At 32.1% G+C, this 25,902-nt stretch carries 21 protein-coding genes; 9 read left to right on the top strand and 12 right to left on the bottom strand.

Going from position 1 to position 25,902, the window contains the following annotated elements:
- Nucleotides 1–5: 5 nt before the first annotated feature.
- The 3 genes from serA to GM3708_RS11555 all read left to right on the top strand — a co-directional run bounded on the left by serA (nucleotide 6) and on the right by GM3708_RS11555 (nucleotide 3,162).
- On the top strand, nucleotides 6–1,586 hold the full coding sequence (gene serA, locus GM3708_RS11565) for a phosphoglycerate dehydrogenase (protein WP_066347067.1): 1,581 nt from the start codon (nucleotides 6–8) through the stop codon (nucleotides 1,584–1,586).
- Between the two features lie 78 nt (nucleotides 1,587–1,664).
- Nucleotides 1,665–2,552 carry a 50S ribosomal protein L11 methyltransferase gene (gene prmA, locus GM3708_RS11560; protein ID WP_066347065.1) on the top strand — a complete coding sequence of 296 codons (888 nt, stop codon included), beginning with the start codon at nucleotides 1,665–1,667 and terminating at the stop codon, nucleotides 2,550–2,552.
- Between the two features lie 370 nt (nucleotides 2,553–2,922).
- Nucleotides 2,923–3,162: a hypothetical protein gene (locus GM3708_RS11555; protein ID WP_066347063.1), complete on the top strand. Its 240-nt coding sequence runs from the start codon at nucleotides 2,923–2,925 to the stop codon at nucleotides 3,160–3,162.
- 10 nt (nucleotides 3,163–3,172) lie between these two features.
- Here the strand turns inward: GM3708_RS11555 and GM3708_RS11550 are convergent, their stop codons facing one another.
- Together GM3708_RS11550 and GM3708_RS11545 are read right to left on the bottom strand one after the other, a co-directional pair.
- Entirely contained in the window at nucleotides 3,173–4,579 is a 1,407-nt protein-coding gene (locus tag GM3708_RS11550; RefSeq protein ID WP_066347060.1) for a hypothetical protein, read from the bottom strand.
- A 142-nt stretch (nucleotides 4,580–4,721) separates the two neighbouring features.
- Nucleotides 4,722–5,297: a DUF4126 domain-containing protein gene (locus tag GM3708_RS11545; protein ID WP_173645011.1), complete on the bottom strand. Its 576-nt coding sequence runs from the start codon at nucleotides 5,295–5,297 to the stop codon at nucleotides 4,722–4,724.
- Between the two features lie 88 nt (nucleotides 5,298–5,385).
- Between GM3708_RS11545 and pdxA the strand changes: the two genes are divergently transcribed.
- The gene (pdxA, locus tag GM3708_RS11540; protein WP_066347058.1) at nucleotides 5,386–6,444 is read left to right on the top strand and encodes a 4-hydroxythreonine-4-phosphate dehydrogenase PdxA; all 1,059 of its coding nucleotides are present in this window, start codon (nucleotides 5,386–5,388) and stop codon (nucleotides 6,442–6,444) included.
- A 6-nt stretch (nucleotides 6,445–6,450) separates the two neighbouring features.
- Nucleotides 6,451–7,239: a segregation/condensation protein A gene (locus GM3708_RS11535; protein ID WP_066347056.1), complete on the top strand. Its 789-nt coding sequence runs from the start codon at nucleotides 6,451–6,453 to the stop codon at nucleotides 7,237–7,239.
- Between the two features lie 92 nt (nucleotides 7,240–7,331).
- On the opposite strand, the gene GM3708_RS11530 is transcribed toward GM3708_RS11535, so the two are convergent.
- The gene (locus tag GM3708_RS11530) at nucleotides 7,332–9,803 is read right to left on the bottom strand and encodes an LVIVD repeat-containing protein (protein ID WP_066347053.1); all 2,472 of its coding nucleotides are present in this window, start codon (nucleotides 9,801–9,803) and stop codon (nucleotides 7,332–7,334) included.
- A 245-nt stretch (nucleotides 9,804–10,048) separates the two neighbouring features.
- Here GM3708_RS11530 and GM3708_RS11525 point away from each other — a divergent pair, with 245 nt between their 5' ends.
- A complete protein-coding gene (locus tag GM3708_RS11525) occupies nucleotides 10,049–11,014 on the top strand; it encodes a glycosyltransferase family 9 protein (RefSeq protein ID WP_066347052.1) in 966 nt (321 codons plus the stop codon).
- A gap of 265 nt (nucleotides 11,015–11,279) precedes the next feature.
- Here the strand turns inward: GM3708_RS11525 and GM3708_RS11520 are convergent, their stop codons facing one another.
- Complete coding sequence (locus GM3708_RS11520) at nucleotides 11,280–11,867, bottom strand: DUF4340 domain-containing protein (RefSeq protein ID WP_066347050.1); 588 nt, start codon at nucleotides 11,865–11,867, stop codon at nucleotides 11,280–11,282.
- Nucleotides 11,868–11,919: 52 nt separating this feature from the next.
- Nucleotides 11,920–13,293 (bottom strand): UDP-N-acetylmuramoyl-tripeptide--D-alanyl-D-alanine ligase, encoded by a 1,374-nt coding sequence (gene murF / locus GM3708_RS11515; RefSeq protein WP_066347049.1) that lies wholly within the window; start codon nucleotides 13,291–13,293, stop codon nucleotides 11,920–11,922.
- A 156-nt stretch (nucleotides 13,294–13,449) separates the two neighbouring features.
- On the opposite strand from murF, the gene GM3708_RS11510 reads away from it, so the two are divergent.
- Complete coding sequence (locus tag GM3708_RS11510; protein ID WP_066347048.1) at nucleotides 13,450–14,760, top strand: hypothetical protein; 1,311 nt, start codon at nucleotides 13,450–13,452, stop codon at nucleotides 14,758–14,760.
- A 3-nt stretch (nucleotides 14,761–14,763) separates the two neighbouring features.
- On the opposite strand, the gene GM3708_RS11505 is transcribed toward GM3708_RS11510, so the two are convergent.
- Both GM3708_RS11505 and GM3708_RS11500 read right to left on the bottom strand, forming a co-directional pair.
- The gene (locus tag GM3708_RS11505) at nucleotides 14,764–15,861 is read right to left on the bottom strand and encodes an FAD-binding oxidoreductase (protein WP_066347047.1); all 1,098 of its coding nucleotides are present in this window, start codon (nucleotides 15,859–15,861) and stop codon (nucleotides 14,764–14,766) included.
- Nucleotides 15,862–15,952: 91 nt separating this feature from the next.
- Nucleotides 15,953–16,945: an adenosine kinase gene (locus GM3708_RS11500; protein ID WP_066347045.1), complete on the bottom strand. Its 993-nt coding sequence runs from the start codon at nucleotides 16,943–16,945 to the stop codon at nucleotides 15,953–15,955.
- Nucleotides 16,946–17,227: 282 nt separating this feature from the next.
- Between GM3708_RS11500 and GM3708_RS11495 the strand changes: the two genes are divergently transcribed.
- Nucleotides 17,228–18,115, top strand: coding sequence for a universal stress protein (locus GM3708_RS11495; RefSeq protein WP_066347041.1), 888 nt, complete (start codon nucleotides 17,228–17,230; stop codon nucleotides 18,113–18,115).
- 143 nt (nucleotides 18,116–18,258) lie between these two features.
- Nucleotides 18,259–18,963: a ribose-5-phosphate isomerase RpiA gene (gene rpiA / locus GM3708_RS11490; protein ID WP_066347033.1), complete on the top strand. Its 705-nt coding sequence runs from the start codon at nucleotides 18,259–18,261 to the stop codon at nucleotides 18,961–18,963.
- A 130-nt stretch (nucleotides 18,964–19,093) separates the two neighbouring features.
- Here rpiA and GM3708_RS11485 read toward each other — a convergent pair whose 3' ends face one another.
- The 5 genes from GM3708_RS11485 to murB form a co-directional block, all read right to left on the bottom strand.
- Complete coding sequence (locus GM3708_RS11485) at nucleotides 19,094–19,432, bottom strand: hypothetical protein (protein WP_066347032.1); 339 nt, start codon at nucleotides 19,430–19,432, stop codon at nucleotides 19,094–19,096.
- 266 nt (nucleotides 19,433–19,698) lie between these two features.
- Nucleotides 19,699–20,583: a hypothetical protein gene (locus GM3708_RS11480; protein ID WP_066347030.1), complete on the bottom strand. Its 885-nt coding sequence runs from the start codon at nucleotides 20,581–20,583 to the stop codon at nucleotides 19,699–19,701.
- A gap of 85 nt (nucleotides 20,584–20,668) precedes the next feature.
- Entirely contained in the window at nucleotides 20,669–23,599 is a 2,931-nt protein-coding gene (locus GM3708_RS11475) for an EAL domain-containing protein (RefSeq protein WP_158505875.1), read from the bottom strand.
- Between the two features lie 461 nt (nucleotides 23,600–24,060).
- Entirely contained in the window at nucleotides 24,061–24,855 is a 795-nt protein-coding gene (locus tag GM3708_RS11470; RefSeq protein WP_066347019.1) for a hypothetical protein, read from the bottom strand.
- Nucleotides 24,856–24,923: 68 nt separating this feature from the next.
- Nucleotides 24,924–25,853: a UDP-N-acetylmuramate dehydrogenase gene (gene murB / locus GM3708_RS11465; protein ID WP_066349440.1), complete on the bottom strand. Its 930-nt coding sequence runs from the start codon at nucleotides 25,851–25,853 to the stop codon at nucleotides 24,924–24,926.
- Between the last annotated feature and the right edge of the window lie 49 nt (nucleotides 25,854–25,902).

Raw genomic sequence — 25,902 nt, 5'->3', positions numbered from 1 at the left:
TTAAAATGGCAAAAGTTCTAGTATCCGATCCTGTAGATGAAGCAGGAATTAAAATTCTATCTCAAGTCGCTCAAGTAGATGTCAAAACAGGATTATCACCAACTGAATTATCGGGTATTATTGGGGAATATGATGCCTTAATGATTCGCTCTGGTACTCAAGTTACTGCAGAAGTTATCGAAGCCGCAAATCAATTAAAAATTATTGGTCGTGCTGGAGTTGGAGTTGATAATGTAGATGTACCTTCAGCTACCCGTAAAGGTATTGTCGTCGTCAATTCCCCTGAAGGAAATACTATTGCCGCAGCCGAGCACGCTTTAGCAATGATGTTATCTCTTTCTCGTCATATTCCCGATGCCAATGAATCCGTAAAGGCAAAAAAATGGGATCGTAAAAACTTCATGGGTACAGAAGTTTACAAAAAAACTTTAGGTGTTGTCGGTTTGGGAAAAATAGGCTCTCATGTTGCTACCGCAGCTAAAGCAATGGGGATGAAAATTTTAGCTTATGATCCTTTTATTTCTCAAGAAAGAGCAAATCAATTAGGTTGTATTTTAGTCGATTTAGATATGATTTTTACTGAATCTGACTATATTACCCTTCATGTACCCAAAACGAAAGAAACAGCTAATCTTATCAATGCGGAATCTTTAGCTAAAATGAAACCTACCACTAGAATTATCAATTGTTCTCGTGGTGGTATTATCGATGAGGATGCTCTCTATGATGCCTTAGCTAGTGGACAAATTGCTGGTGCGGCTTTAGATGTATTTTCTTCTGAGCCTTTAGGAGAATCTCGATTGAGAGAATTGGGCAGCAATGTAATTTTAACCCCCCATTTAGGTGCATCCACTGCCGAAGCTCAAGTTAATGTAGCCATCGATGTTGCAGAACAAATCAGAGATGTCTTATTAGGTTTACCTGCTAGAAGTGCGGTTAATATCCCCGGATTAAATCCTGATGTAATGGAAAAACTTCGTCCTTATATGCGTTTAGCGGAAACTTTAGGTACTTTGGTCGGACAATTAGCTGGCGATCGCATCGAAAGTTTTAATGTAAAATTACAAGGAGATTTAGCAGATAGTAATAGTCAACCCTTAGTTGTGGCAGCTATTAAAGGTTTGTTATCTAAAGCATTACGGGAAAGAGTAAATTATGTAAATGCAGCTATCGAAGCAAAAGAGAGAGGTATTCATGTTATTGACTCCAGAGACTCTACCATCAAAGATTACAGTAACTCAATTTATTTAGAAGCTACTGGTACAAAAGGCACTCATTCCGTGCGAGGTGCATTACTTAACGAGGGTGAAATTCGCATTACCAACCTTAATGATTATCCTGTTAACGTACTTCCTAATAACTATATGCTATTTACCTTACATAGAGATATGCCCGGTATTATCGGTAAAATAGGCTCATTATTAGGTAGTTTTAATGTAAATATTGCGAGTATGCAAGTCGGACGTAAAATTGTGCGCGGTGATGCTGTAATGGTATTAACCATTGATGATCCTTTACCTGAAGGTATTTTAGCCGAAATTATTAAAGTACCAGGGGTTACTGATGCTTATACTGTAAACCTGTAAATAATTAATAATTAACAATTAACAATTAAGAAATTTCTTCTAGTCTCCTTTTCCTTACTCATTACCTATTACTTAAAGATGACTACTCCTTGGTGGGAAATAAAAATTAATCACATTCCAGCATTAGAAGATACTATATTTTGGCGTTTGCAGGAATTTGGCTGTAAAGGCACAGCATTAGCGAAAGAAAAAGATTCTTGGTTTATTAAGGCTTATATTCCCACTATTACGAAAGAAGTAATGGATTTAGCCGCACTTTCTATGTGGTTAAAACAAGATGTCATTTTAGAAGGTGATGATTCTTTAGATATTACGTGGAAACTGATTGATGATGAGGATTGGGCTAGTAGTTGGAAAGAACACTGGCAACCCATGGAAATAGGCGATCGCTTTTGTATTTATCCTGCTTGGATTGAACCGCCGAAAGAATCCCAGAGAATTATTATTCGTCTTGATCCCGGTTCTGCTTTTGGTACAGGTGTTCATGCTACCACTCAACTTTGCTTGGAATCTTTAGAAATGAGACTGGATGAACCAGAAAAAGGGCTTATTATTGCTGATATTGGATGTGGTTCAGGTATTTTATCTATCGGGGCGAAATTGTTAGGAGCAAAACAAGTATATGCAACAGATATTGATCCTTTAGCAACTAAAGCGACTAGAGAAAATAGTGAGTTAAATCATGTCGGAGGAATAGAAGTTTTTGACGGTAGTATAGATCAATTAAAACTCATTCCTGGACTTAAATTTGATGGTATTGTCTGTAATATTTTAGCGGAAGTGATTAAAACTTTGATTCCTACTATGACAGAAATTATTAAACCAAATGGTTGGGTGATTTTAAGTGGAATTTTAGTAGATCAATCTATTGATATTAGTACGATTTTAGAAAAAAATGGTTGGACGATCGCTTCTTTATGGAAACGGGGAGAGTGGTGCTGTTTAAATGCTCGTCGTCTTAAATAGTTTTCAATAGAAAAGTTTAATTTTTATAATAATTCGCTGTTAGTTATTGGCTTAAATTGCTAAAGGTTAAGATATTTATTTAGCCTCATAATTAATTTGAATAACTTTTCCATACTTTTATCGTTATTTCAATTAAGTTTGAGACACTTTGAAAAATTTTGTAGGGTTGGCATCGCTGACTATCTGGGTTTTTGAGATAAATATTACTATTCTTAAACTGTTTCATTCTTATTTGAAACGACTATAGTTAAATTAATCTCAAAAAAAGCAACCGATTATAAAGTTTTATCAAAGAATTTTCAAAAATAATTTCTTTAAAATATAATAAAATATTGAACTAAAATTAAATTTTTTACGCTGGAGGTAATTAATGGGAACTATTCGTGAAATTAAAGGCAATCCTGGTGATATTTGGGATGATTTAAGTTGGATAGACATGAACAGTGATGAGCAAAAACTTTGGTCTATTCTTGGTTGGAATGAATCAAGTTGGGAAGAAGATACAGATCCACCACCATCTAATGATAAATATTGGGCTGATTTAAGCACGGAAGAAAAAAAAGCGGCAGAGGAGCTAGGTTACACTATTAAATATTGGGATGAAGAATAAAAATCAATTATTACTTAAATGGTCCTAAAATAGTTTTTTCCACAATGCTTTGAGTGGCAGAATTATTGGCAAAAGTACGTTTAATATCTAATTGTACCTGAATTGCCTTACCAGCTACTAAATAGCGAGGATCGATCGATAACCTTCCAATTTCAATGATAAAACGATTATTACTATAACGAATTGCTTCGGGGGGAATAACTCCTTCATAGCGCAAAGTATAATCATTGACTGGACGTAAACGGGCTTCTGAGGAGTTGGAAACACTATATCGAATGTTAAACTGGGTACTAATTAAATCTGATTTTTCTCCCTCATCAATTAACTCTAGTTCTAGTCCTAAACCGACTCCTGATAAGCCTTTACTTTTCAATTTCGTGGCATCTTGAGATTTTATTGCATTGAAAACCAATAATTGTGTTACATTATTTCTTTCTAAAATATTAGTTTCTAGCCATAAATCTGAAGGAAATTTCATTTCTATACTGCGATCATCTTTTAAATTGAGAGTAAGAGTGCGATCGCTAAAAGGTGCAAATACTTGGGGTGCATTCCAAATTAAAACAACGGAATTTTCAACTCTTTCTATCAATTCTAAATATTGATCATCAATAACAGAATCTGGTGCAAATAAAGCTTTTGCCCCTGTACGAGTTTCCCATATATTCTTAGATAAACTAAAACCTCTATTTTTCAATTCTGCCATCGTCACAGAAGCTGACAGACGATCAGGTGCTAATGGTTGATTTGTATTTATAAGAGTAAGAGAACCAATTTTTCCGTTTCTGCCAACTCTACCAGATCTGCCATTTTTACCATTTTCTCCGTTTAAACATCTAAATTCTTTACTACTACAACTATAATTAGCATCTCCCGGTTTGCCATTACAAGACTCTACTATCCAATAAGGCTCAGGACATTGACAACCTTTTCCGCCATTACCGCCTTCCCCCGGTTTTCCACCTATGCCACCGTTAGCCTGAACAGATATTTGTTTTAAATAGCTTTTATCCGTTGCATAGATAGTTAAAGCTCCTGCATTGCCACCATCGCCACCATTACCACCAGTGCCACCATCACCACCGTCAACTCCTACCAAGTTATAGTTAACGTTAACAGGTTGATTTTCACAAAGGGCATTTTCACCATTACCTCCATTTTCACCTAATAAACCCTCTTGACCTGATAAATCCAACTTTTGAGGTGATCCATCAGCAAAAATAGTTAATGCTTCACTATCTCTACCTTTTTCTCCATCTTTCCCATCAACACCTTGTTTTCCTTCTTTACCAAAGCTAACGATTTGATTCGCTGAAGCCGTTAAAAAACACATTACCGAATTAGGATTTAAGAAAGGAAATATACTTGGAACAAAAAAAAATAGTGCAGTGAGAGAAACCTTGGTAAACCAACCCATGATCATAAAAGATAGAAAATAACACTTTATGACTTTACCATACAGCGCTTTTAAAAGAATAGATAATAAGTAATAAATAAGAAATAAAAATTAGCTCTTTGGGTTGTCAATTCTTGATGATAAATCAAAGATTTAAAAATACTTACTTTTTCTCTTCTGTTTTCAATCTACGTTTCCATTCAGTGGAACTACGCAGAGCAATCCACAGTAACATAAAAGCAATTAAACCACCATTTTCTGGGGCATTAAGAGCAAAAATAACTAAAACTGCCGATAAAAAATCTTCTAAAAAAATAAATCCGATGGGAATTTTGCCTAAACGAAAAAACCATCCCACTTGTACGAATTTTAATACTAATGCGAATAATCCACCGATTAAACCTAATAACCAAAGAGGAGTAATTTCAACTTCAATTAAACGTGATACTCCTATAGCCATTAATCCTCCTGCTAGAGGACTAAAAATTAACTGTACAATTTGTACAATACGTAAACCAATGAGTTTTTTTGTACCAAATAATTCAAAAAGTGACCAACTGGTAAGAATCCCAATGATAAGTTGGGGATTTAATGATGACAACAAAGGAATATTACTCCATAATTCATCAATACGCACCAAGCCAATGATTAGTAATGGTAAGCCGATTCTCATACCTCCTGCGGCGGATGCTGAGAGTATCGCTAAAACTTGAATTATTGATAAATGTTCTACAATCACAATATATTTAAACTAAAATTTAACTAAATCATTTAGTAATTAACAATTATTGATTAGCCACTATTAAGTAAAAACTTTGGATTAAAAAATGACTTTGTCTGACTCTCATAAAATTAACTTAGCTATTACTTTAGGAGATCCTGCTAGTATTGGTTCAGAAATTATACTCAAGGCTTTATCACATTCTCTGGTTTCCACTCAAGCAAATATAACTATTATTGGTTCTCAAATTTGTTTAGAAAAAACTTATAATCATTTTAAAAATAAAAGTAATATTAATTTAGCACATCCTGATATATTAAACATTTTTGATATTAACACATCTTCTGACTTTACTTGGGGTGAAGGTAATGCTGATACGGGTAAAGCCAGTTTTTTATATTTAGAAAAGGCAATCGAGTTGACTTTAGAAGGTAAATTTGATGGTATCGTCACTGCACCCACTGCAAAAATTTTATGGCAAAAAGCTGGTTATGATTATCCAGGGCAAACTGAAGTACTAGCACAAAAATCAGGAGTTGATAAATTTGCCATGATGTTTGTGGGCAAATCTCCTCATACAGGATGGACATTACGCACTCTTTTAGCTACCACTCATATCCCCTTAAAAGCTGTTTCTGATACCCTTAACTCCGACTTGATGGATTTAAAGTTAGATTTATTAATTCATACTCTCAAACAGGATTTTAATTTAACTCATCCCCATATTGCCATCGCTGGATTAAATCCTCATAGTGGTGAAGATGGAAAATTAGGCACAGAGGAAAAAGAATGGTTAAATGATTGGTTAGATAATGCAAGGAAACGCTGTCCACAGGCAAAATTAACAGGGTTGATTCCTCCTGATACGATGTGGATAAAACCTGCTCAAGCATGGTATCATAACCCTAATATTCCCGTTGCTGACGCTTTTTTTGCCCTATATCATGATCAAGGTTTAATACCTGTGAAATCTATGGCTTTTGAACAAGCAATTAATACAACTATTGGCTTACCTTTTATTCGTACTTCTCCCGATCATGGTACTGCTTTTGATATTGCAGGGCAAGGTATCGCTAACCCTAATAGTATGATTTCTGCTATTGAATTGGCGATCGTCTTGTCTAAAAATAGAAAGAAAATAAATCAACAAATCTGCCCTTCTTAATTGTTAATGATTACAAATAAAAGTCCAGCTAGTCAAACCATAGAATTATTAATAGAATTATCTCAAAAAGGAGAGATTGATCCATGGGATGTACAGGTAATTGAAGTTATTGACCGTTTTTTGTCCGAATTAGGTATAAATGATCAGAATAATGATTTACAAACTGCGGATTTATCTCAGTCTGGGCAGGTGATGTTATGGGCTTCGATGTTAGTGCTATTTAAGGCAGAAACTCTTGAAAAATTAAGTCAACAAGAGGAAAATGAAGAAAACTTGGAAGACTTAGAAGAAGATATAGAATTAGAAGCTATTAGACGTAATTTTAGGAATAGTGATCTTGATAAGCATATAAAAAGACGTACATCCGCTCCAGCTCCAAAAACCAGAAAAGTGACGTTAGGGGAATTAATTACCCAGTTACAAGCCATGGAAAGTGAATTAGAAGAGAAAAAAATAAGCCATGATTTACCCTTAAATAAAACAAAAAAAGGTTATACTCGTAAACAAGCTTTAAAAACCATTACTGAATTAGCTCACAATGAAAATTTAACGGAATTAGCTCAACAAATCAATGAATTTTTAACAACGAATCTACTTAAAAATAACGATGACGGAAATATTCAATTAGATAAATTAGTTAGTTATTGGCAAAACCATCAACAAGAAAAATCTAAAGATAAAGTCGGTATATTTTGGGCATTATTATTATTATCATCACAATCGAAAGTTGAGTTATATCAAGAAGAATTTTATCAAGACTTAGATATTAAATTGTTAGACATTTCCAAAAATTAAAAATAAAATCCATTTTTCTCGAAAATTTCTCAATTTATCCCCTTTTACCTTTTGCTAAGACTTCACTATAGTTGTTAATGAAAAATATCAGCTTAAATTAAAACTTCAAAAGCGACTCCTTCCTCTTGAAAATTAGGAAAATTAGCGAGAATATTTTGTCTTTCTTCTTCTGCCACAAAAAGATAAGTACCAAGTATATTATTATTCTGGAAACGGTAAAAATCAACACCTTTATTGGCATTAACAGGATATACATAAAAAGCTTTTCCTTCCTCTTGAAAATTAGGAAAATTATTGCGGATATTAATACTTTCTTCTTCTCCTGCATAAAGATAAGTACCAACTATATCACGATTTTGAAAACGATTCATCACTATTAAATCATCATCAGACTCCTTAGCAACTTTAAATGCTTTTCCTTCTTCTTGAAAATTAGGAAAATTGTTGCGGATATTAATACTTTCTTCTTCTCCTGCATAAAGATAAGTGCTAGGTTTATCAAGATTTTGAAAACGATAAATTTGGGTGTCTAGTTTGTGGTTAAAATCAGGTTTATCAACATGACAATTTGTCGATGGATTATTAATATTATCTTGATTATCTTCTCCTTGATTAGTTATGTTATGGCTTAATATTTTTAAATTATCTTCTCCATCCGCAATATAGATATTTTCCTGTGATACCGTAAAACTTGAAGGATTACTGAGTTGAGAATAAGAGTCGATAAGTGATATATTCCCAAAATCACTAATATCTAAAATCTCCAGACTTTCGTTATTCAAAAGATAGGCATAGTTTCCCACTATTTGTATTTCTTTTGTGGGATTACTATTAGAATAAGATGCAACAATTTGAGGATTAATGGGATTACTAATATTAATTATTTCCATACCACCACGAGGAGGATTATATTCTCTAAATCCGGGGAAACTAATACCTGCGTAAGCATAGTTTCCTTTTACCACCACACTAGACAGGGATTCATCTCCTATACTTCCCACTAACTGAGGTTGAGTAGGATTACTTATATCTAATATCTCCAATCCTATGACATGAGGTATAGTAACACCTGAAAAACTATAGGTTGTATAAGCATAATTATCTTTAATTGCTATATCCTGTATATTTTTAATCATGTATGACGATGTGTCATCTTTAGTTGGGGTTTCAAAAGATGACACAAAAGAAGGATTACTAGGATTACTAATATCAAAAATTTGTAAGCCACCATCAATGAGAGAAAACTTATCAATAACATAAGCATAATGACAAGCTATTGATATCTCACCACTGCTACTAAGATTATTATATAAACCTAAAGATTGAGGGTTAGTAGGGTTACTAATATCTATAATTTCAAAGCCATTCTTCCAGTTTATACCGTCAATATCTAATCCTGAATAACTTACATAGGCATAATTTCCACTGATAGTTATGTTTTTGGCATCACTTCTGATAGGATGAGAGCTAATTAACTGAGGATTATTACTATCTGTCAAATTAAAAATTTGTAATCCTTTCTTTCCATTCGCCATGTAGCCATAATTTTCCACAACAGCGATGTCATAACTATAACCTCCTGAAGGGGTATAAATTGCTTTTGATAATGGTAATTCAGGGTTAGTTATATCAAGAATTTCTACACCTTGATTTCCTTCGGCGATATAGGCTAAATTCTCAGCAATCGCTAAATTTAAAGACGGATCAGGACTATCATAGGAATAAATAAACTGAGGATTAACAGGATTATTTACATTAAAAACTTTCAATCCTTTGTCTTGATCTAAAACATAGAGATAATTTTTTATGATACCAAAATCTTTTGCCCAAAGATAATAGTAACCTGAAGTGTAAATATAGGAGGAAATTAATTGAGGGTTGAGGGGATTGTTTATGTCTAAAATTCTCAATTTTTCTGAGTCAAATATATAAGCTAAATTATCGACTATTTCTACGCCATAAATATCATCATTAGCATAATTAATAGGATCTCTCGAAGTCTCATAAGAAAGAATAAGTTGTGGATTTGTGGGATTACTAATATCAAAAATCTTTAAATCTCCATCGGCTATGTAAGCATAGTTACCTTTGACAGCAATTTCATTTGAAGGTTGAGAATAACTTAAACTTAAATTTTGATAATTGCCTATTAATTCAAAGTTGGTGGAGTTAGCTACCTCAAAAATTGTTAATCCTGTCTCTCTATTTGTTGTATAGGCTTTATCGTTAACTGTCACAATGTCTCTTACACCATTGAAAACTTGTTGGGATAAAATAAGAGGTTGATTGTGATCGCTTATGTCAATAACTGTGATACCATTAGAAGCATTTGAAATATAGGCAGAATTATCTTGTATAAAAACTATATTTGTGTCACTTTCAAAAGAACCTGTATTAACATCATCGACAGAAGCTATTACTTGAATATTATTAGGATTACTGACATCGATAATTTCTAAAACATCTCCCAATAGATAGGCATAATTTCCAGTAACGAATACATCATTGACGAAATCGATGGGATTCCATGCCGCAACTAAATTTATCTTATTTTCGAAAAGCATAATCCTACCTCCGATGTTAATTGTCCCAAGAACACCTATTAAGAGATAAAAATACTACAGTATTTGTATTTATTCTTTATCGTATATTTTTTTAAAATTAATGGTGTAATATCGATATAAAACTTGACTAAATGGGAGTATTGGACAAAATATTGTCTAAACAATCTTTACAAAAACGTGGTGATAGCCAATTAATCCTTTAAAATTAAGCAAATATAAGTAATTTAATAAAGTTATTACTATCTATGCGAATATTAGCTCTTATTCCGGGTGGCATCAGCGATCAAATTTTATTTTTCCCTACTCTCAAAACCCTTAACACACAATATCCCGAAGCAATTATTGATGTTATCGTTGAACCACGATCAAAAAATGCTTATCGAATCTGTAAATATGTTAAAGAAGTAATGGTATTCGATTTTCAAGATAATAATGGTTTAGCAGATTATCTGAATTTACTTGGTATTATTAGAGATAGAGAATATGAATTAGCTATAACCCTTGAAAAAAATTGGGCTGTTGCCTTTTTATTGTGGCTTAATGGTATTCCTAATCGTATTGGTTATAAGACTAAAAGTTCATGGTTTATTAATAATCCTGTGACTCAAAAAACTGAACAATATAACGCTTTAATGTACCATGATTTACTTAAAGGTTTAAATATTTATTCTCCTTGTCCAGATTTGACAATTAATGTACCAAAAGAGGATATAGAATGGGCAGAGTCAGAACAAAAACGCATCAATGTTAAAACAACTGGTTATATTTTAATTCATGGTGGTGCAAGTCCTTTAACAGTTATTCAGGGTATTAATAAAATATATCCTGTACCTAAATGGCAAAGAATTATTGAAGATATTCAAAAGAAACAACCTGAATTACCTATTGTCTTATTATGTGGTCCTGATGACTTAGAATGGACAACAGAAGTATTGAATTTATGCCCAACCGTAAAGGTAATTAGTCCTCCTGATATTGGTAAATTAGCGGCGGTAATTGCTGGTGCAAATTTGATGTTATGTACTGATAGTGCGCCTATGCAGTTAGCTGTAGCAGTTGGTACTTATACTATTGCTCTTTTTGGTCCTACTCAAGCTAAAAAATTATTACCTTTCCAAAGTGATCGTTTTATTGGTATTCAGTCTTTAAGTGATCAAATCGCTGATATACCCACTGATAAAATTTTAGAGCAAATCTGGAAAAATAATTAACATCATAAAATTAATTGTAGGTTGGGTTGAATCCTTAAAACCCAACATTACCTCACCTCAGTTAGATGTAAAAAACTTTGAGAAATAAAAGTTTAAGACTGATGACACATAAAATTTTACCCACCGAAAGAATAAAATGTGATAAACAATTGTGGAAAATTAATTTTAATAATTTTTAAGTCAATTTCCTCCTAGTCTTTTAGTCTCATTTTTGCCAACAAATTTATATCGAAATCAGATTACCCCAATTTGACAGAAGAAAATCTTAGTTAGAAAAATCATCATTAAGTGCTTTCCATTCTTCAAAATCTCTTTCAATGGCATATTGAAAACTTTTAGAAACTAGAAAAATATTTTGTTGAGATTTAACAGATTTTGGAAATGTTACTTCCGCATAAATTTGAGTATTATCAAAATTCGATTTACCCAGAATCATATGATATTCTTCACCATTATTTAAAGTTAACCAAATTTGATATTGAGATATATCTAAACCAAACTCTTGTCGTTTTTCTTTAGTTGAAGGAATTTCTACTTTATTTTCTGCTTGACTAAATAAATTTATCAGAAAAGATATTGCCGCATTACTAGCAATTATTTTTTCTGGTTGTGTCATTTGCCAAGACTGATTTTTGTTTTTGATTTTCTCAAAACTAATTTTTTTGTCATTAATTTTAATTGTAATATTTTTAATATCATTGGTATCGAAAGTAAAAATTTTTTCCCCTTCATTTTGATTTTGTATCTTTGGAGTAATATCAAATCCCTGATCTTTTATTTCTCTCAAAAAAACAAATGCGGTTAAACCTAATGCCAAGATTACTAAAAATATTGTCGTACGATTAAATTTCATGAGCTAAAAATAGATTTAGATACTTAATATTAGACTTCTTTTCGTTAATCTTTTATTGACCATTAAAATTATTGACATTGACAAACTCATCGACAACTTTACTCAAACCGACGGAATTAGAAGCCTTAAATAAAATGCGATCGCCACTTTCAACTATTTCTTGTAAATATTGCAATAACTCTTGATGATCAGTGAAAATTGCTGAAGGAATACCTTTCGCCCCCTCTCCCATGGTTTTAGTAATTTCTTCATCAGCTAAAATTAACAACATATCAAGATTTAAACTTTTTACCGTTTCTCCCACTTGTCGATGAAGTTGAGAAGCGTATTCTCCTAATTCTTTCATTGTGCCTAAAACTGCGATATGACGTTTACCTTCGGTTTGTTTAAGTAAATGTAATGCGGCAATCATAGATTCTAAACCAGCATTATAAGTTTCATCTAACACTTCTATATCATTATCTAATAAATGACGTTTTGCCCTGCCTTTTGGTAAAACAACTTCAATTCCTGCTTCTAAAATGCTCAAATCTATACCCAATACTTTAGCTGTTGCGATCGCACCTAAATAATTAAGAGCATTATGCTCACCCATTAAAGGTAAAGGATACAATTTATGATCAATTTTGAGGGTATAAGAATCTACCAATTCTCCCCGAAAATTTCCTGATTTTAAACCATAAGTAATAGTCTCACCATGCCAAATATCAGCAGCAGTTTTAATTAATAAATCATTATCTCCATTGAGAATTGCAACCCCAGAATTATTCATTTTTGCTAACAACTCACATTTAGCTTTTGCAATGGCTTCTCGTGAACCTAATCTTCCAATATGTGCCGTTCCTACATTGGTAATTACTCCAATCTTTGGGTTGACAATTTCTGTTAATAAGGCGATTTCTCCCGCACCTCTCATAGCCATTTCAATCACGGCATATTGATGACTTTTATCTATTTGTAAAAGAGTCTTTGGAACACCAATTTCATTGTTGTAATTACCCTCAGTTTTTAAGACTTTTCCCTGAGTATTTAACACCGCCGTAATTAATTCTTTGGTGGTAGTTTTACCCACCGAACCTGTTACACCAATAACAGGTATATCAAAGGTTTCTCTCCACCAATGAGCGATATTTTGATAAGCTTGAAGAGTATCTTTTACTTTAAACTCTGGAATATTTGTTGATGTTAAAGGAGGATAGTTTTCTTGAGTTATTAAAGCCATTGCACCTAAATCTATTGCTTGATTGAGAAAGTGATGACCATTAAAATTTTCACCTTCTAAAGCTAAAAAAATTTCTCCTGATTTAAGATTACGAGTATCTGTACTAATTCCATAACATTCTTTCTTTAAAATATCCACACTCATATTAAATTCATGAGCCTCAGTAATTTCACGGATAGATTGAAGATTAGCAAAAACTTTCATAAAAAATAAAAATAAAATTTCAGTAATTTAGCTGAGAATAAAAATAATAATTGATAGTAAAATTTAGGTAATTAAACAGAGAGCAAATCTTTACAATTGCTTTAATATAGTAAATAAAGAAACTGTAAACCAAAATATACCATACCATGAAAAGCCGTGAATATTACTCCTCTATCAGAACATCATAACCATGAGATTACTGTCGATGAACAGTTTGTTTATGATCATTTGCTAGAATGTGTGAAGAATCAATCACCAGAGCAAGTGTTAGATAGATTTCGGTATTTATTTATTCAGGCTAGAAACTATGATGATCCTAAAGTAATACAAGCCTTAGCCAAAATAATCAGTAATTTTCAAGCGTTAGAAACCTTCCCCTCAATTTTGAATCGTTGTTGTCATATTCTGGTTAATAGATGGCAGTTAAATCCTAAAACTCAAGGTTATGTAGTTGAATTGGTTCAATTATTTGACTTACTTCCCTCTGGCATGAATAGACGTTATGGAAAACCCTACGCCAGTCGCATGAATCAATTAGTAAGAGAATTTTTGAAATCTGATTACTATACACAATTAAAACGTCTTGTGACAATTCTTTATCAAACTCAGGAAAGAAAAACCAGTCCTAAAAATGAAGAAGTGTTGGGTAATTTAATTACTAGATATCCTTACCTTTACGATCATTGTCTTTTAGGTGCTAATAGTAGCAAAGAACAACAACAAACAGTTTATAAAGTTAAAACAGAACTAGAAAAACAATTTGAGTCAAAATTATCTAAATTCGTGACTTATCAAATTAGAGTAGCACAGACGGGAAAACAAAAACTAGAGGAATTAAATCAAGATCCTATCATTAAACCCGTCGGTAATCCTACCTTATTGAGTGATCGAGATTTAGGGAAAAGTTTAAGACATTATGTTGGCACTGTAGAAAATGGTTATTCTTATCAAGATTTGTCTCGTAGTTTTCTAACTCATACCAGTGATGTGCGTAACTATCAATTATTTAAAGATGATTTGTATGAATACGTAATAAACTCCATTGATGGGAAGTATGGAAAAAATGGTTTCAACAAAAGACTATATGATAAGTTACAACAGATGTACCCAAAATATAATAATAGTAAACCCGATGAATTTTTGAAAATGCGTACCTATAGTCAATTATTTAATTATTTGATTGTAGATAGCCCTCAAAATCCTAGTCATCTAGTATTTATGGATATGATTAGTAACATGGGTACAACAAAAACTATTGGTCTTTTACTAAAATTAACCTTAGCTTGTAGCAAAGTTAAACCTTACTTAGAAAAAAGATTTTCGATTCTTTTCAGTCATTATGAATCCTTTAGTCGAGATGGTGCGGCATGGTTAGTAAGAAGTTTAGAAAAAGTTAATGTTGCTTTTAGTGTGAATTTTGGTAATTTAGATATGTCTTTCCTGCGACGAATTTATGCAAAAGTTTAACTGTTATGGACTTTCTTTAATCAACTCTAATACTGATAATGCCGTAGCTGGAGCTAATAATACGCCATTGCGATAATGTCCTGTTGCTAGAATAATATTTTCATAATCTTCTAGTTTTTCAATAATGGGAGCTGATTTACCTTCAGGGCGAGGACGTTTACCAGTCCACGATAACATAATGGGAGTATTAACTAAACTAGGAAAAAATCTTGTTGCTTCTTTTTGTAAATTTTGTAACAATTCTTCATCAGGTAAGATTTCATCTCCATTACTAGGAAATTCTACCGTTGCACCTAGCCAAAATTCATCATTACCCATCGGTGCAATATGAATATCATTTCCTGTAATTACTGGATTGAAGTTTTCTTTCGTTTTCCATTCTGTATGTTTTAATAATAATGCTTGACCTAAAACAGGTTTAATGGCGATTTTTGAGCCTAAAGGTTGTATTAGTGATGATGTGCCTAATCCTGTAGCCAAAATTACCCAATCTGCTGATAATGAGTCATTGCCTATGGTTATTTCTTGACAACGTTTACTCTTATCTTCAATAATTTTTAAATTTCGCACTTTTTCGCCAAAAATACATTTAACCCCTTTTAATGATGCTCCTTTTACCAAGGCTTTAGTTAAAAAAGTAGGATTAATTTGGCGATCGCAGGGAGAATATACTGCTCCTAAAAAAGAAGAGACATCAACTTCGGGGCAATAATGTTTTAAAAGAGATTTATCCCAAATATCGAGAGTATAACCTTGTTGAGAGCGAATTTCGACTAAATTTTCCCATGGGTTTAAATCATCGTCAGGAAAAAGTAATTTAACAATACCATCAGTGTTATAGGGAATTTGTAAACCCGTTAAGGTTTCTAATTCTGGGATTAAAGTATTATACCTTTGTAAACTAGATTCTCGTAATTTCCATGCCCTACCTTTTGTCTTGTGACTAATTACCGCCATCAAAATTCCTAGGGCTGCACCAGTTGAACCTGTACCCGGATTTTTTTCATCAATTAAGGTAATATCTAAGCTAGGATCATGACTTAATTCATAGGCGATAGTACTACCTACAATACCGCTACCGATAATGATAACTTTACTCATATTTTTGATAATTAATAACTGATCGTAAACAATAAAAAATAGATGAAAAGAAGAATAGAGTAATAGTTAATTACTCATAGCTAAATATATATCACCTAATTTTATGTAAAAGTTGTTGTAATTTATCGGTATCTAGCCTAGCACCAAAATTTGTTACTAACTCTGCCGATGCTAAAGAAGCCAGTTTTCCTGCATCAATCCAATCTAAACCGTTAGTGATACCATATAATAAACATCCTGCATACATATCACCTGCACCAACAGTATCTACAGCTATAACGGGAAAAGCGGGAATTTCTAATAAATTTTCACCATCAAAAATAATTGATCCTTTTTTTCCACAAGTAATAGCAAAAGTCTTCGCTAAATTTTTAAAATAGTTGATGGCTACAGTTAAATCATCGGTATTAGCTATTTTTAAGGCTTCAATTTCATTAGCAAATAATAAATCGACTCCATTACCAATAATTTCTAAAATACTATCTTTAAAGAAATCTACCATGTTTGGATCTGATAAAGAAAAAGATGTTTTAACTTTGGCTTTTTCAGCTATATTTTTAGCGAAAATAGCCGTTTGTTTTGCGGTAGGTGAAGAGACTAAATAACCTTCAATATATAAATACTCAGAATCTGTTAAAGCTGTTTCGTTTAATTCTTCGATGGTGAGATTTCCTGTAATTCCCAGAAAAGTATTCATGGTACGATCAGCATCAGGAGTAACTAAAACCAAACATTTACCAGTAATACCAGTAGGGCGATTTTCTACATTTAAGTTAGTATCTAATCCACAATTTAGTAAATCTTGAAGATAAAATAATCCAACTTCATCATTGGCTACTTTACAAGAATAAAAACCCTTTCCTCCTAGTTGACTTATAGCTACTAATGTATTTGCTGCCGAACCTCCTGAGCATTTTTTCCAGGGGTTGGGTAAATGTTTAATAACTTCCGTTTGTTGATTTTCATCCATTAAAGTCATTACCCCTTTATCAATACCTAGTTGGGTGAGTAATTCTGGGGTTACTTTAAACTCCATATCAACCAAGGCATTACCCATACCATAAACATGATATTTTTTAGTCATCTGATGATTTCGCTAATTATTGAATAGTAATAGAGATTTTAATTATAGTTATTAATGAGATTTATTATCCATCGATTTTAACTTCAATGTCGTTAGAATAATAAAAACGGATGGAAGCCGTTTCTGCATCTGGAGGCACAGTAAAACTAAAAGGCGGATGTAAATAAATCTGTTTTGAGGTATATATAAGCTGATGAAAGATGAAACCAACGCCATAAATCTTTGATTTTGATGTTAGGTAGTTCACGATGTAATTAAAAATGATTGGAGATAAAACAGCTTATGTTTCAGCGTTGTTTAGTTTGTACGGATTTAACCGATGGTTTACAAAGATTAGTAACTGACGTAAATTCATTGGCTGATAGTGGTTTAACAGAAATTACCTTTTTACATAGTGTACCTTTATGGGAGGAAGGACAAGTACCACGTATCAATATCGAAGAAATTGAATTAGCAAAAGAAAAGTTATCTTTGGGTTTAACTCACGAGAATGAAAAAGTTAAAGTTAATGTGGAAGTAACATCAGGAAATGTTGGTGATAATATTTTAAAAATTATCAAAAAATATAATCCTGATTTTATTATTACAGGTACACCTCTACGTAATTCTCTTCAAGAAAGGATTTTTGGCTCAACGACTCAAGATTTGATGAAAAAAGTTAAAATTCCAGTAATGATTTTGCGTCCTCAACTTATCAGTGTTTATACTTCAGAAGAGATCAAAATTCGTTGTCAGAAACTAAATGATTATTGGTTAGTGCCTTGTTATGATATAGATAATGCTCGTTATCTCCTCGAACAAATTAAATTTTATGCTAAAGAAAAACCTAGTCAAGTTAAGCACAAGTATTTATTTCTTGTCGTTATTGATGATGTTTCTCGCTCAGAATTAATTGTTGAAAATTCCATTAAAGATGCACAACAAAAATCAGAAGTGGTGAAAAAAGAATTAGAATCCTTCGGTTTAGAAGTTGAAGTTATTGTTACAACAGGTAATCCTCTAAAAGAAACTCTCAATGCGGCTTTAAATAATGATATTACTGCCATCGCTATTGCTGATGATCAAGATAATTTATTAGATTGGACTGTAAAAAGTTTTACTCAAGAAGTGCTACATCGTAGCTGGTTTCCTGTGGTTTTCTTTCCTTTTCACAAATCTGATCACAAATAAGGTTAAATTTTTAAAACCTTTACTTATTACCTGTTTTCTTTGCCAATTTGAACTAGAGTAAAATCATTTCTCGCTAAAGTTTACATTGATTAATGATCTCCAATCACAGATAATAATTGATAATTAATAAAAAAAGATAGAATATGACTACAGATCCAGTAATTGTAATGAAACAGGAAGTAGGTAAAGCCGCTGCTGCTAGGGTAAAATCTAACTCCGTGGTAGGTTTAGGTACAGGTTCAACTACTGCTTATGCTATCCAATATATCGGTGAAAGATTAGCTTCAGGAGAATTAATTAATATTGTCGGTGTGCCTACTTCTTTTCAAGCGGAAGTTTTAGCGAAAAAATATGGTATTCCTTTAACTACTCTTGACGCAATAGATCATATTGATGTAGCCATTGATGGTGCAGATGAAGTTGATCCTCAAAAAAACCTCATCAAAGGCGGTGGTGCGGCACATACCCGTGAAAAAGTCGTGGATAGTTTAGCCGATGAATTTATTGTCGTAGTTGATGGTGGTAAATTAGTTGATAAATTAGGTTCAACTTTCTTATTACCCGTTGAAGTTATCCCTATGGCAGTAACTCCAGTAACTCGACAATTAGAAGCTTTAGGGGGTAAACCAGAATTAAGAATGGGTATCAAAAAAGCAGGTCCAGTTGTTACAGATCAAGGTAATCTAGTTATTGACGTTAAATTTGATCACATTGATAATCCTGCGGAATTAGAATCAAAAATTAATAACCTTCCCGGAGTATTAGAAAATGGCTTATTTGTGGGAGTAGCTGATGTCATTCTCGTAGGGGAAATCATTGACGGAAAACCTTCAGTAAGAGAATTTTAACAAAGAAAATTAGCAATTAACAATAAAACTCTAATAAACAAAATAGATATAAATACAAAAACAATTAATTTTTATCACTATTACCTGACTTCTTGAAGAAGTCTATTACTTATTACTTAATACTTAATACTTAGTCAAGATAACCCATTAAAAGAAGAACATCATCAATGTGATTAGAGGCGACAGGACGATTACCCATAACTTTAAATTCTTGACTAATATTTAGATGACTAGCTGTAATAGGACGTGATCCTGAAAGAGTCATCATTCCCTTAATATCTAATCCACTTTTAGTAATAGGTCGTAAACTGCCTACAGTTGTATATGTATTTACAATCTGTAAGTGACTAGGTTGTATCGGACGATTTCCAAATAATAATGGAGCTTTATTCGCTAATTTTAAAGCAGATGTTCCTTCTGTTTGATTAGTTTGCTCATTTTGTTGTTGGTTTTCCCAATTCTCGCTCATGATTTATTCTCCAAAAATGATATAAGTGTTTATATAATATCAATCTAATGAAACTGATAGCTTTATTGTTCACAGTTTATGATTATTATACTCTTATACTGCTCATTGCTACAGGAGTTAAGTTTCAGACTAAGTAATCAAACACATTAGATATTTTAAACAAATTTTATTATTGTTATCTTGTAAGAGATACGTCTAATAACTAGATTATTTTTAGAATTATTGTCCATCCCTTAATTCATGTTAAAATACTTTTTTATTAATTTCTAGCTATTGATTAAAGTAGGAATTTCCTGATAATTGTTAGTAATTTTTATACCTTTTTCTAATAAAGATTCAGTAATTAATTGCAGTGAGAAAACACGATTCAAATGTTGAGGAATTTGATCTGTTATTATTTTAGCCTGACCATTATTAATAGAAGATTTTAAATTATTTGGATCTAAATTATAAATAATTATTGGCTTATTTGCTACACTATTTATCCCTGAGATAAACGCATCTTTGTCAATATTAGAAAAATCATTTATCGTTACTAAAATAACTTTAGTTAACCTATCTTTAGATAATTTTGTAAACCATAAATGCCAATCAATATCAGTAAAATTATCATGACCAACATTGATTATTATTGATTCACCTAAGTTATTCTCTTGCAAAAATAAAGCTAATTCTTGGCTAATTATACTTTCTCCATAATTAATAATACCAATATTTCCTTTTCTATAAAGATGTGCATTTTGTATTCCAGAAGATTGTTTTTCAGGAATTAATATCCCTCCTTGAGAAGGTCCTAAAATTTTGATATTTTTCTTTTTTGCTTGATTAAATAATTTCAGTAAATCAAGGGGAGGAATTTTTTCAGTATGAATAATTATTTGTTTAATTCCTGCATCAATAGCTTCATAACCAGAGTCTAATACGTTATAAGCATCGCTAAAAATAATTGTGGTATTTATTTCTGGATAAGTGGTAATTGCTTCTGTTACTAAATCAAAAATAGGAATATTTTCAATGGTTTTTCCTATATACTCGTCAGGTACACCAGCTATAATATTAGAATTATCCAAAGAAATTTCTTGAAGATAAGTTAATGCTTTTGTTTGATCAATACCTTGTATTAATATCTTGTGATCGAAATTCCAAACCATAAATATTACCTAATAAAAAAAAGAAAAATCAATAATAACAACAATTATCTATTAAACTAAAATCCATCTAAGTTTTAACTTATCATTAGCTTAGTTTAAACTCTGACATCGGCACTGGTTTCCCGTATAAATATCCTTGATAATAGTTACAACCTCTAACTCTAAGAAATTCAGCTTGTTCTACGGTTTCAACTCCTTCAGCTACAATTTTCAAGTTAAAGTATTGTGCAACGGCAATAATTGCTTCAATTAATCCTGCATCACTAATATTATACAAGGCATCTTGAACAAAACTTTTATCGATTTTTAATTCATTGATAGGTAATCGTTTTAGGTAAGACAATGAAGAATAACCTGTGCCAAAATCATCAATAGAAAACTGGATGCCCAAACTTTTTAATTGATTTATGGTTTCAATAGCTTGGGTAATATCTTCAATAATTAACCCTTCTGTAACTTCTAAAGTAAGATAATTAGGGTTAACTTCTGTTTTTTTGATAATAGATTTAACATTTTCAACAAAGTGAGATTGACGGAATTGACAAGGACTAATGTTAACTGATAAACGTAAATAAGAATCTGTTTTCTGAATTTCTCGAAGATAATAACAAACTTCTTGTAATACCCATTCTCCTATTTTGATGATTAATCCTGTTTCTTCTGCTAAGGGAATAAATTCTATGGGGGATATTAAGCCTCTGAGGGGATGTTGCCAACGAATTAAGGCTTCTGCACCGATTATCTCCTTTTTATGATTAACTTGAGGTTGTAGAAAAATGAGAAATTGATGTTCTTCTAAAGCATGACGCATTTCTTTTTCTAAAATAAAACGATATTCTGCTTCAATCTGCATTTGAGGTTCAAATAAGCAAATCATATTTCTTCCTCTAGCTTTACCTTTATACATAGCAGTATCAGCTTCTTTCAGCAAATCTTTGAGAGTTTCATTATCTTTAGGAAAAATAGTAATACCAATACTAACGCTAATAGTCAATTCCTCTTCTTCAATCAAAAAAGAAGTTGATAATTCATCTCGAATTTTTTCGGCTATGGTAGTACTTAAATTGATAGCAATATCTTGATTTTTCGATAGCTGGGGTAATAAAACAATAAACTCATCTCCGCCAAAACGTCCAACAATCTCCGTTTCGCTAATGGATTGTTTTAAACGTAAGGCAACTTTTTGTAATAAAAAATCACCAAAATCATGACCACGAGCATCATTGAGAGTTTTAAACTGATCTAAATCAATAAATAAAATTGCTCCATAATCCCCTGTTTGTTTTGCTAAGGCTAAAGATTTTATAATGCGATCAAATAATAAACGACGATTAGGTAAAGTAGTTAAAGGATCATAATAAGCTAATTGTTCAATTTGTAGTTCTGCTTGTTTATATTTAGTAATATCTGTATGAGTTCCTAACATCCGCAAGGGTTGCCCATTATTATTCCATTCAACAATTTTTCCCACCGACAGAATCCATTTCCAATCCCCTGTAGCTGTTTGCTGACGGAATTCAATACGATAATAAGGCATTTCACCATTAATATATAATCGGTAGGCATTACTAACTGAATCTCGATCATCAGGGTGAAGACGTTCAATCCATTTAGCATTAGTTTCCTCAAATTCCGTAGGCTCATAACCCAACATTAACGCATATTCAGGGGATACACTCGCCTTTCCTGTTTGAATATTTAAGTCATATAAACCTTGATTCGCCGCTTTTAAAGCCAAACGTAGCCTTTCTTCATTTTCTTGTAATAGTAATTGAATTTGATCATGCTTTTGCTGAGATTGAATCGCATCTAGGGCAAAAGCAATATTATCACCAATTTCTTGTAGTAGTCCTTGTTCTTGTTTAGTAAAAAAACCCGCATCTTCAGAATATAGAGTTAAAACACCAATAACTTTTCCTCCTTCTTTTATCGGCAATGCAGCTGAAGATTTATAGCCATATTTTAATGCCTGCGATCGCCAAGGAGTCATCTTTGGATCATGTAAAATATCTTCAGAAATAACTAATCTTGCTTCTCTAGCGGCTACTCCACAAGGACCTCTCCCTGATGGCTCATCTAACTCGGTAATATAAATATTACGTAAGTATTCTGTCGTTTTACCAGCAAAAGTAAAAGGGACAATTTGATGAGTATTAACATCAATTATACCAATCCAAACTAAAGGAAACTGACCAATTTTAGAAGCAACTTCACAAATACTTTGAAATAAAGATTCTGGTTTTTTATGAGTAATAATACTTTGATTAATTTGGCTCAAAGTTGCATACAAACGAGTAAGATATTTAATTTTTTGTTCTTGTTGTTTTCTTTCATGAATATCTCTTACTACCATTAAAATTCGACATTTGGAGCTAATTTCAGTTAATTTTAGAGAAACCTCTACCCAAAAAATTTCTCCTGTGGCTTTTTTCGCTAACCATTCGCAAACACAAGATCCTTCTTTAAATACTTGATCAATATAATTTATTGTTTCTTGTTGATTAAGACTAAAATCAGAGATACTAAGTCCCAAAACTTCTTCTTTGTTAGAATAACCATACATTTCTAACATAGAATTATTAACATCTATAATTTTTCCTGTAATAGTATCATGAATAAAAAATGCTTCATGGGTAGAATTAAAGATTTCTTGATAATTATTTAAGCTATTTTTGAGTGCTTTTTTTGCCTCTTGAGATTCGAGAATACGACTTAAAAATTTAGCCATTGTATTAATAAGAACTTTTTCCTCTTTCAAAAAATTAAGTTCTTTAATGAGATAAACTTCAATCACACAAGGACAGCAACTATTAATGATAATGTCAGACTTTAAAACCCAAGGAGTGGTAACAAAATTCTCAGTAAGATAAACTTGATTTTCATAAAAAATTTTGGCACAAGTCCACTGAGGATATTGAAATGCGGGAGGAATCAGCTTAACGCAATTTTGTAAAAATATTTCTGAAGTAATATCTGATTGTTGAGAAAGTTCAGAAAGTGCGATTAAACACTCCATCTCTTTTACTCGCTCATTTAGATTCTCAATTATGTTTAACAAATCTGGAATTTGTTCGGGCATTTCTCACTCCACAAGAATCTAGGAATTTTTTGTTATTAGCAAAAATTTACTTGAGTTCGATATAAAATTATCGGTAAACAGAGGAGAGAGAAAACAGCAGTAAGAATTGACAAAAAAACTTAATACTAATTCTTTGCTTTCACTCCTTCAATCACTAATTAAAGATTGTCAGATCGAACTGAGATAGAAATTTATGTCGTGAATCAATCCTAACATTTTTGAATGAGTCGAATGTATTTTGATTTTAAAATTTTGACATGATAAACCTAAATCAGTGTTTCAGAAATTTCAGTAGATAAAGTTAAAAAATAAAAATTAACATTATTTGTACCTAAATAAATTATTTGCAGAATCACAGAAAACCAAATTCTTAAATCAAGTTCAATTCGCCATTAAAATTATCTAAAATTAGCCAAGAAAGTTTGTCCATCAATAGTACCTTGTCCTACCATATTATTAATAGAATTACCAGCACCTAATTCTAGGTTAAAAAATCCTGTTGCCGACGCCATGCCCGAATTATTTAATTGAATTCTTAATCCATAAGCATCTCGTTGGGTTTGTCGTCCTTCAAAATTGATGATATTACCATTTTTCAACCCCAAAGAAACTCTTGCTTTTTGACGATTATCGACGATTACTGTCACAAAAGTAATATTTTCTGCACGGCGAGATTTGATATTTAATAAGCCTTCTCCATTTTGTTGAATATTCAAACCACGATTATTATTTCCTCCTCCACTATTGACATTTTCGCCCCTAAACATGACATTAAAGTTTTGTCCGTCAAGTTTTCCAGTGCCGTTGAGTTGTATAATTTGATTATTACGATACTCTAATAATAAGTTTCCTTGAGCATCGGCATTACCTGAACTACGCACATTAATTCTAAATTGTTGTGCATTTTGTTGATTATATGTACCACGAAAACTTCTAGTTTGATTATTTTCTAAAAATAGAGTTACATCAGCTCGATCTCCTTGTAAAGTAATAGAAGCCGCCGTAATATTATTTTTTCTTCCCCTCAAGTTAAATGTACCATTTCCTTGACTAATGGCATTAACTTGATTATTTTGAGCTAATACTTGATTATCAGAATTAGGATAAACTATTGCCATTGCTAAAGGAGCAAATATCAAAGTTAAGCCGACAAAGATACCATAATGCTTATAGTTTTTAAATTTTAACTTCATAATTTTTAATTTTTTTTACTAAATTCAGTCATTGAAAATAATATTCCTAATTCCTAATACCTCACTAACTAAAATTGTCCTAATAATTTTACTTCAGGATGCAACAAAATTGACCATTTTTTCTCTACCTCTTCTTGCACATGATTAATTAAGCTAAAAATATCTTTAGCCGTAGCATTGCCAGAATTGATAATAAAGTTAGCATGACGATGAGCAACTTGTGCACCACCAATCCGATAACCTTTTAAGCCAATTTGTTCAATTAACCATCCTGCCGCTTTAGGTTGTGGATTACGAAAAACACTGCCACAACTAGGCTTATCATAAGGTTGAGTATTTTTGCGCATTCTAAAATTATCAGTAGTAATTTTTAACATTTCTTCCTTTGCCATGCCAGATTGTAAGGCTAAGGTAGCTTTTAAAACTAAAGCTTGTTTATTTTGTAACTTTGATGAACGATAAGCGTATTCTAGTTCGTCACGGGACAAGATTTCAATATTACCATTGCCATAGGCAACCACCGCATTAACTAAAATATCACCTATACAGCCCTTATGTGCACCTGCATTCATTACCACTGCACCCCCTACAGTGCCTGGGATACCCACAGCCCAATCTAAGCCTTGCCATCCTTTTTTTGCGGTTTTCCATGCTAGTTTAGGTAAAGAATATCCTGCCCCAACAGTAATCGTGTTATTTTCTTCATCAATAGTATAATCTTTAAAATGACGAGTATTTAGAACTAATCCAGAGATACCTTCATCACTTACCAGCAAATTTGAACCTGCACCTAAACAAATAAAAGGTATTTGTTGTTTTTCTATCCACTCGAAAACAGCTTGAATATCGTCCCATGTTCGTGGCTCAACATACCATTGAGCAGTGCCGCCAACTCTATAGGAAGTATATTGAGATAAAGCCACAGAATGATAAATAGCACACTCACTTCCTTTTAAAGATATTGGACTTTTTAACGAGTCTGTTTGTACATTTTTCATAACATTTTCACTCCACACAAATTGAAAATTAATTTAGATAAAAAACATT

Source organism: Geminocystis sp. NIES-3708 (assembly GCF_001548095.1).
In the GTDB taxonomy this organism is placed as follows: Bacteria; Cyanobacteriota; Cyanobacteriia; order Cyanobacteriales; family Cyanobacteriaceae; genus Geminocystis.
The sequence above is the reverse complement of the archived record's forward strand: the minus strand, read 5'-3'. Positions and strand labels throughout refer to the sequence as shown.